Source organism: Micromonospora sp. AMSO12t (assembly GCF_008806585.1).
Taxonomy (GTDB): domain Bacteria; phylum Actinomycetota; class Actinomycetes; order Mycobacteriales; family Micromonosporaceae; genus Micromonospora; species Micromonospora reichwaldensis.
Window position 1 is genome coordinate 1 of record NZ_WAAS01000319.1, and the last position, 6,744, is coordinate 6,744.

Below are 6,744 nucleotides of genomic sequence, written 5' to 3' on the forward strand. Positions count from 1 at the left end.
CGACCCGGGCCCTCGACGGCGTCACCGAGCGGGAGCGCGAGGTGCTGACGCTCGTCGGCCGGGGCCTGTCCAACGGCGAGATCGCCGCCGAGCTGGTGATCAGCGCGGCCACCGCCAAGGCGCACGTGGCCCGGCTGTTCAGCAAGCTGGGCGCCCGCGACCGGGTGCACCTCGTCATCGCCGCCTACGAGGCCGGGCTGGTCTCCCCGGCGGGATGAGGCGCGCGACCGGGCGCGCTCGGGGCGCTCAGCGCAGCGCGGCCGCGACCACCGGGCGGTGCTCGCCCAGCCAGTCGTACCAGCGGCGCACCGTGTCGGCGACCCCCGCGTCGCGGAGCCGGCACATGGCCGGATCGCCCCGCTCCGCGCCGGCCGCGATCCCGCGCCAGGTCCCGTCGATCTGGGCGAGCATCACGTCGACCAGTTCGGCGCGGGGCAGCGCGGGCGACCCCGGGCCGGCCGCCTCGTAGGAGTCGCAGAGCAGCCGGGCGCGCCGGCCCAGCTCCACCGGGTCGGCTGCCGGCCCCACCGCCGCCCAGTGCCAGGCGGCGAAGGCGACGTCCTCGACCCGCCGGCCGGGCGCGGCCAGGTCCCAGTCGATCAGCGCCACGGGCAGCGGGCCGGCGGGAGCGTCCCGGTACACCGTGTTCTTGGGGGAGAGGTCGCGGTGGCAGACCGTCTCGGCGTCGGCGGCCAGCGGGCTGCCCGCGCAGGCGTCGTGCAGCCGCCGGAGCAGCACGGCCAGCCGGGTCAGCGCCGGGTCGGCGAAGTACGCCGGATCCTCCCTGTCCCGCCACGGCACCCGGCCGTCGACGTGGCTGAGCACCTGCCGACCCCGCTCGTCCGTGCCGAGGTGGCGGGGCGCGACGTCCGCGCCCACCCGCTCCAGGTGTCGCAGCAGCGCGGCGACGAACTCGGCGTTCTCCGGCGGCGTACGCCGGACGGTGTCGCCGACCCGGACCACCTCGGCGATGAAACCGCCCCGCAGCCGCTCCTCCGCGGCGGTCGGGTCGACGCGACCGGTGGCGCCGGCCGGCTGCCGCCCCTCGTGTTCCGGCCCCGTGGCCCCGCCCGCTCCGGGCGATCCGCCGCGCACGCCGGCCTCAGCTCGGCCCGAGCCGGCGCTGCCGCTCGGCGCGCCACCAGCGGTGGATCAGCACGACGCTGGCGATCAGGCCGAGCGCGGCCGGCGCGACGCCGAACCAGTTGACGTCGCCCGGGGAGGTGACCGTCGCGCCCACCGCCGCGTAGCCGAACGCGGTGGGCGCGGAGGCGATCACGCTGCCGGCGAGGAACGGCAGCACCCGGGCGCCGGTGGTGCCGTAGCCGTAGCTGACCAGCCCGAAGCCGGCGATCGGCAGCAGCCGTACGGTGACCACGCCGAGGACGCTCTGGCGGGCGAACCAGCCGTCCAACCGGGCCAGCTTGCCGCGTACCCGCTCGGCGACGAAGTCCCGCCCGAGCAGGCGGCCGACCGTGAAGCCCAGCGCCGCCGCGAGCAGGGCGGCGCCCAGCGCGTACGCGGCGCCCTCCAGCGCACCGAAGATCGCGCCCGAGGCGAGCGTGATGAAGGTCCGGGGGACCAGCGCGACCAGCAGCAGCGCCCCGCCGAGGACCGCCGCCACGGGGGCGAGGCCGCCCAGCCGGTCGGCCAGCCCGGGCAGTTCCCGCGCCTCGGGCAGGTCGACGACGAGCAGCACCGCCCCGAAGGAGGCGAGCAGGAGCAACAGCAGGGCGAACCGGACGGCCGACGGCTGCCGCAGCAGCCGCCGGACGGCCAGGATCATGCCCGGGCGGCGGCGGCCACCGCGGTGCGGCGCTCGGCGCGCAGCCGGTCCGACCAGGTGTCGTCGAGCGGCGGGAGCTGGTGCGCGCCGGTGGCCCAGCGCAGCAGCAGGTCCGCCAGGGCGGGGTTGCGAGCGAGGGCCGGGCCGTGCGAATACGTGCCGAGCAGCTTGCCCCGCCACGCCCCCTCGGTGGCGCCGTCGTTGCCGACCCCGGCGGTGACCCGGGCCAGCGGGGAGACCCCCGGGCCGAGGTGGGTGCGCCCGCCGTGGTTCTCGAACCCGGTCAGCGCCGGCACGCCCAGCCGCGGGTCGATGTCGCCGGCCAGCTCGCCGACGGCGCGGGTCGGCCCCCGGTCGGAGGAGAGGTCGAGCAGCTCCAGCCCGGCGCAGAGGGTGCCCTTGGCGAAGAAGGAGGTGCCGAGGAGCTGGTAGCCGGCGCAGACCCCGAACACGACCGAGCCCTGGGCGACCGCCCGGTGCAGGCCGCCGTCGGCGAGCAGCCGCTGCGCGCCGAGCGCCTGCGGGCCGTCCTCGCCGCCGCCGATGAGGTAGATGTCGGCGGTGGAGGGGAGACGCTGGTCGGAACGCACCTCCAGCACCTCGACCGGGAAGCCGCGCTGCCGCGCCCGGCGGGCGAGGATCAGGGCGTTGCCACGGTCGCCGTAGGTGGAGAGCAGGTCGGGGTAGATCCAGACGATGCGCAGGCTCTCAGTTGACACGGTCCAACTCCGCTCGGATGTCCTGGAACGCGGTGTAGTTCGCGATGACCTCCAGGCGCCCCGGGGGCACCGACCGGACGGCGTCGTCGAACGTCCGCACATGCTGGAAGGGCACGTCGTTGACCTCGAGCCGGACCGCGAGGTCGTACGCGCGGTCCCCGGTGATCAGCACCTGCCGGCCCCGTAGCGGGGCGAAGTCGACGTCGAAGAGCCAGGAGGTGTCCAGCCCGTCGGGGTCCCGGGCGTTGATGGAGAGCAGCGTCGGCGCGACGTCGGCCATGTCGAAGGCCTCCAGCCAGCTGGCCGGGTTCTTCGCCAGCAGCAGCCGGATGTTGCGCCCGTCCCGGTCGACCTGGGCGTAGCGGCCCGCGACGGAGGTGACGCTGCCGAGCTGGAGCACCGCGTCCACGGGCCGGACGCCGAACTCGGCGGCGACGGCCAGCGCGGTCGCGGCGTTGCCGACGTTGACCTTGCCCGGGAGCTGGAGCTTGACCTTGTGCCAGGCGCCGGTCGGGTCGAGCACGCCGTCGTCCTCCACCGTCCACTGCGGCTCGGGCCGGCGCAGCGGGCAGCCGCTGCACCACCACTGGTCGCCGGAGCGCTGGATGGTGGAGCCGCACTCGGGACAGACCCAGGAGTCGTCGTGCCAGCGTTGCCCGGCGCTGAACCAGGTGACCTGCGGCGGGGCGATGCGGTGGTCGTGGTTGGGCGGCGGGGTCGCGGCCCAGACCACCATCGGGTCGTCGGCGTTGGCGACGACGCGGACGTTGGTGTGCCGGACCAGCGCGGCGCGCCAGAGCTGCGCCATCATGGCGACCTCCTTGGCCCGGTCGAGCTGGTCGCGGGAGAGGTTGAGCAGCGCCACCACGTGCGGCTCGGTGGCGTCCAGCACCTGGGCGAGGTAGTGCTCGTCCACCTCCAGCACCGCGTAGGGCGTGCTGCCGGCCTTGGCGAGCGCCGAGGTGTGCCCCGTCGGCATGTTGGCGCCGAACGAGTTGGTGGCGACGCGGCCGAGCACCCCGACCGCCGCCGCGGTGAGCCGGGTGGTGGTGGTCTTGCCGTTGGTGCCGGAGATCAGGGCGATGGCGCGCCCGGCCGACAGGTGGGCCAGCAGGTCCGGGTCGATCTTCAGGCCGATCCAGCCGCCGATCACCGAGCCGTCACCGCGCCCCGCGGCCCGCGACAGCGCCGCGGCGGTCCGCGACACCGAGCTTGCCACCTTTGCCCGCAGGGGCATCTTCGCGTCCGTCACCCGAGCGAGGTTACCGGACCGGCGACCCCGCCAGATCGCCGCCGACGGCGAACCGTTCGGCCGGGGTGGTCCGGCGGGGTGGTCGGGACGCGCTCAGCCGGACGGAGTCGATCTATGTCGGAAAGCGGACCGGCCCGGGGCACCCCGCGGCCCTCCACTCCGCTCCACCCCCGTTGACGTGCGGTTTTGCGCGCCGAAAGGCCGCGCCACGCGGGCGATTCTGGTTGCGGGTGGAGGGAAGTGGAGTAGAGTGGGGCGCAGTGGTGAGGCCGGGAGGGCCCACCGGCCCGGGGGGTCAGCGGCGCCGCGAACGCCGCTCAAGGGCGAGGGGGTTGGGCCGATGTTTCTCGGCACCCACACCCCGCGCCTGGACGACAAAGGCCGGTTGATCCTCCCGGCGAAGTTCCGGGACGAGCTGGCGGGGGGTGTCGTGATAACCAAAGGGCAGGATCGCTGCCTCTACGCCTTCCCGATGCCCGAGTTCCAGCGGATCGCGGAGCAGTTGCGCGCGCAACCGATGACGAACAAGGCGGCCCGAGCCTACAGCCGGGTCTTCTTCGCCAGCGCGCACGACGAGGTTCCCGACAAGCAGGGCCGGGTGACGATCCCGGCCCACCTGCGGAACTACGCCGCCCTCGACCGGGATCTGGTCGTGATCGGCGCGAGCACCCGGGTGGAGATCTGGGACAAGGCTGCCTGGGAGACCTACCTCGCGGAGAGCGAAGACGACTTCGCCGACATCGAGGAGGGGGTGCTGCCCGGCGGTCTGTAGGGCGTGACGGCGCCCGACGTACTGCGAGATCTCCACCCGCTTTCGAGTTCCTGGCACCCCTTCCCCGGTGCCAGGCGCACGATCCGATCGGAGGGCCGCGGCCTCCGACGGGCGAGAGCGGATGGGGATCTGGCGGTACGACGGCACGGCGTCGTCCGACGACAGACGCGTGAAGGACGAAGGTTTCACACCAGTGGGGGTCGACATGGGGGAGCTACGCGGCACGCACGTGCCGGTGCTGCTCGAGCGGTGTCTCGAGTTGCTGGCCCCCGCGCTGGGCCGGGGCGGACGGACGGTCCACGTCGACGCGACGCTGGGCCTGGCCGGGCACGCCGAGGCGGTGCTCGAGGCGCATCCGGAGACGGTGCTGATCGGGCTGGACCGGGACACCGAGGCGCTCGCTCACGCACGCGTCCGGCTGGCCCGCTTCGCCGACCGCGTCCACCTGGAGCACGCCGTCTACGACGAGCTGCCGGAGGTGCTCGGTCGGCTGGGCTACCCGGCGATCGACGGCATCCTGTTCGACCTGGGCGTCTCCTCCCTGCAACTCGACGCACCCGACCGCGGGTTCGCCTACGCGCAGGACGCCCCGCTGGACATGCGGATGGACCAGACCCGGGGGGTGACCGCCGAGGAGGTGGTCAACACGTACGCCCATCCGGACCTGGCCCGCGTGCTGCGGGTCTACGGCGAGGAGAAGTTCGCGGGCCGGATCGCCTCGGCGATCATCCGCGAGCGGGAGCGGGCCCGGATCACCTCGTCGGCGCGGCTGGCCGAACTGGTCAGGGAGTCCATTCCGGCACCCGCCCGACGAACCGGGGGACACCCGGCCAAGAGAACGTTTCAGGCTTTACGGATCGAGGTAAACAAGGAACTGGCAGCGCTGGAGACGGCGCTGCCAGCCGCGCTCGACAAGCTCAACGTGGGCGGCCGCATGGTGGTCCTGTCCTACCACTCGCTGGAGGACCGGCTCACCAAGGCGGCGCTCAGCGACCGGGTCCGCAGCAAGGGCCCGGTCGACCTCCCGGTCGAACTGCCCGGGTCCGGTCCGACGTTCCGGCTCCTCAGCCGGGGCGCCGAACTTCCCGGGGAGGCGGAGGTCGCCGCGAACCCGCGGGCCGCGTCAGTGCGGCTGCGGGCCGCGGAGCGACTCGACCCGGACGCGGCACAGCAGGGCGGCACCGACCGCGAACGGTACCGCCGGCGGGTCAAGGCGATGCACCAACCAGGGGCGGGGTCTCCCGGATCCGGCACGGATCCGACGGACCCCGGGGGACGGGACAGGGACGGACGAAGAGGGGGAGGGACATGACTATTGACAAGCGCGACCGTCGGGACATCGCCGGCGGCGGGCAGCGCGCACCGCGGTCGGGGGGCCGGACCGCGGCGGAGCGGGCCACGCGCATCGGGACCGGCGCGCCGCGGGCGGACCGCGCGAACCGGCAGGGGGAGACTCGCGCCCGGGGGGCGCGCGAGTTCCCGACCCAGGGCAGCGCCGCGCTGCGGCCGGCCGAGCGGGACAGCGCCGGCACGGCCCGTCCGCCCCGGCTGCGGGTGGCGCCGCCGCCGCCGGTGAAGGTGCCGCGGGCACCCTTCGCCGCCCTGGTGCTGGTGCTGGTGGTCGGCGGGGTGCTCGGCATCCTGGCGGTCAACACGAAGATCAACGAGAACGCCTTCCGGCTGGAGAAGCTCCAGGAGCAGCAGGCCAAGCTCGACGTGGAGCAGCAGCAGCTCAACAAGGAGATCGCCGACGCCGAGGCTCCGGGCAACCTGGAGGCCCGGGCCCGCCAGCTCGGTCTGGTGGAGGCGGGCGAGCCGGCCTACATCCGGCTGCCCGACGGCAAGGTCATCGGCGTGCCGCAGCCCGCCGGGGGTAAGCCCTCGATCACCAGCCAGCAGGGCGCGGGAGGCTGACGACCGTGCCGCCGAGATCGGAGGAACCGCGCCGGGACGCCACAGGCTCCCGGCGCGGTTCGTCGCGCAACGGCGGGGGCCGGGGCGGCGAGCCGCGCTCCGGTGAGCCGGGGGTCGGTGGCATCTCCGACGCCCGGGCGTACACCCCGCGCGGGCGCACCGTGCGCGAGCAGCGCGCCGGCGGTCGCGCCGAGCAGCGCCGGACGCCACGCAGCACGCGCTCCGGCGACCCGTTCCGCCCCGCCCTCCAGGTCCTCGACGGCCGGCACCGGCGCGCCCGCCGTCGAGGACCTGGAGGGCG

Annotated in this window: 7 protein-coding genes and 2 pseudogenes; 5 read left to right on the forward strand and 4 right to left on the reverse strand. The window is 74.9% G+C overall.

The window, feature by feature from the left end:
- A partial coding sequence (locus F6X68_RS29110) for a response regulator transcription factor (RefSeq protein ID WP_151457252.1) occupies window positions 1-218 on the forward strand: 218 nt, incomplete at its 5' end.
- Window positions 219-246: 28 nt separating this feature from the next.
- Here F6X68_RS29110 and F6X68_RS29115 read toward each other — a convergent pair.
- From F6X68_RS29115 to F6X68_RS29130, 4 genes are read right to left on the reverse strand one after another with little or no spacing between them, the layout of a single operon-like run.
- A complete protein-coding gene (locus F6X68_RS29115) occupies window positions 247-1,095 on the reverse strand; it encodes a phosphotransferase (protein ID WP_225852493.1) in 849 nt (282 codons plus the stop codon).
- A 7-nt stretch (window positions 1,096-1,102) separates the two neighbouring features.
- Window positions 1,103-1,786, reverse strand: a complete 684-nt coding sequence (locus F6X68_RS29120; protein ID WP_151457253.1) for a TVP38/TMEM64 family protein — start codon at window positions 1,784-1,786, stop codon at window positions 1,103-1,105.
- Window positions 1,783-2,505, reverse strand: coding sequence for a type 1 glutamine amidotransferase (locus F6X68_RS29125; protein WP_151457254.1), 723 nt, complete (start codon window positions 2,503-2,505; stop codon window positions 1,783-1,785). Before F6X68_RS29125 ends, F6X68_RS29120 begins: the two co-directional genes overlap by 4 nt.
- Entirely contained in the window at window positions 2,495-3,742 is a 1,248-nt protein-coding gene (locus F6X68_RS29130; RefSeq protein WP_151457258.1) for a MurT ligase domain-containing protein, read from the reverse strand. The genes F6X68_RS29125 and F6X68_RS29130 overlap by 11 nt, the downstream gene beginning before the upstream one ends.
- Window positions 3,743-4,097: 355 nt before the next feature.
- Here F6X68_RS29130 and mraZ point away from each other — a divergent pair, with 355 nt between their 5' ends.
- The 4 genes and pseudogenes from mraZ to F6X68_RS29150 form a co-directional block, all read left to right on the forward strand.
- Window positions 4,098-4,529, forward strand: coding sequence for a division/cell wall cluster transcriptional repressor MraZ (gene mraZ / locus F6X68_RS29135; RefSeq protein ID WP_151457255.1), 432 nt, complete (start codon window positions 4,098-4,100; stop codon window positions 4,527-4,529).
- Window positions 4,530-4,734: 205 nt separating this feature from the next.
- Window positions 4,735-5,848 (forward strand): annotated as a pseudogene (gene rsmH / locus F6X68_RS29140) (16S rRNA (cytosine(1402)-N(4))-methyltransferase RsmH).
- Window positions 5,838-6,443 carry a septum formation initiator family protein gene (locus tag F6X68_RS29145; protein WP_151457256.1) on the forward strand — a complete coding sequence of 202 codons (606 nt, stop codon included), beginning with the start codon at window positions 5,838-5,840 and terminating at the stop codon, window positions 6,441-6,443. The pseudogene rsmH and the gene F6X68_RS29145 overlap by 11 nt, the downstream one beginning before the upstream one ends.
- A 5-nt stretch (window positions 6,444-6,448) precedes the next feature.
- Window positions 6,449-6,744 (forward strand): annotated as a pseudogene (locus F6X68_RS29150) (penicillin-binding protein 2); the annotation flags it as partial.

Bases quoted from the DNA above. Each gene is read 5' to 3' on its own strand.
- F6X68_RS29120 (WP_151457253.1), bottom strand. From the start codon at position 1,786: ATGATCCTGGCCGTCCGGCGGCTGCTGCGGCAGCCGTCGGCCGTCCGG.
- F6X68_RS29130 (WP_151457258.1), bottom strand. From the start codon at position 3,742: ATGCCCCTGCGGGCAAAGGTGGCAAGCTCGGTGTCGCGGACCGCCGCG.
- mraZ (WP_151457255.1), top strand. From the start codon at position 4,098: ATGTTTCTCGGCACCCACACCCCGCGCCTGGACGACAAAGGCCGGTTG.
- F6X68_RS29145 (WP_151457256.1), top strand. From the start codon at position 5,838: ATGACTATTGACAAGCGCGACCGTCGGGACATCGCCGGCGGCGGGCAG.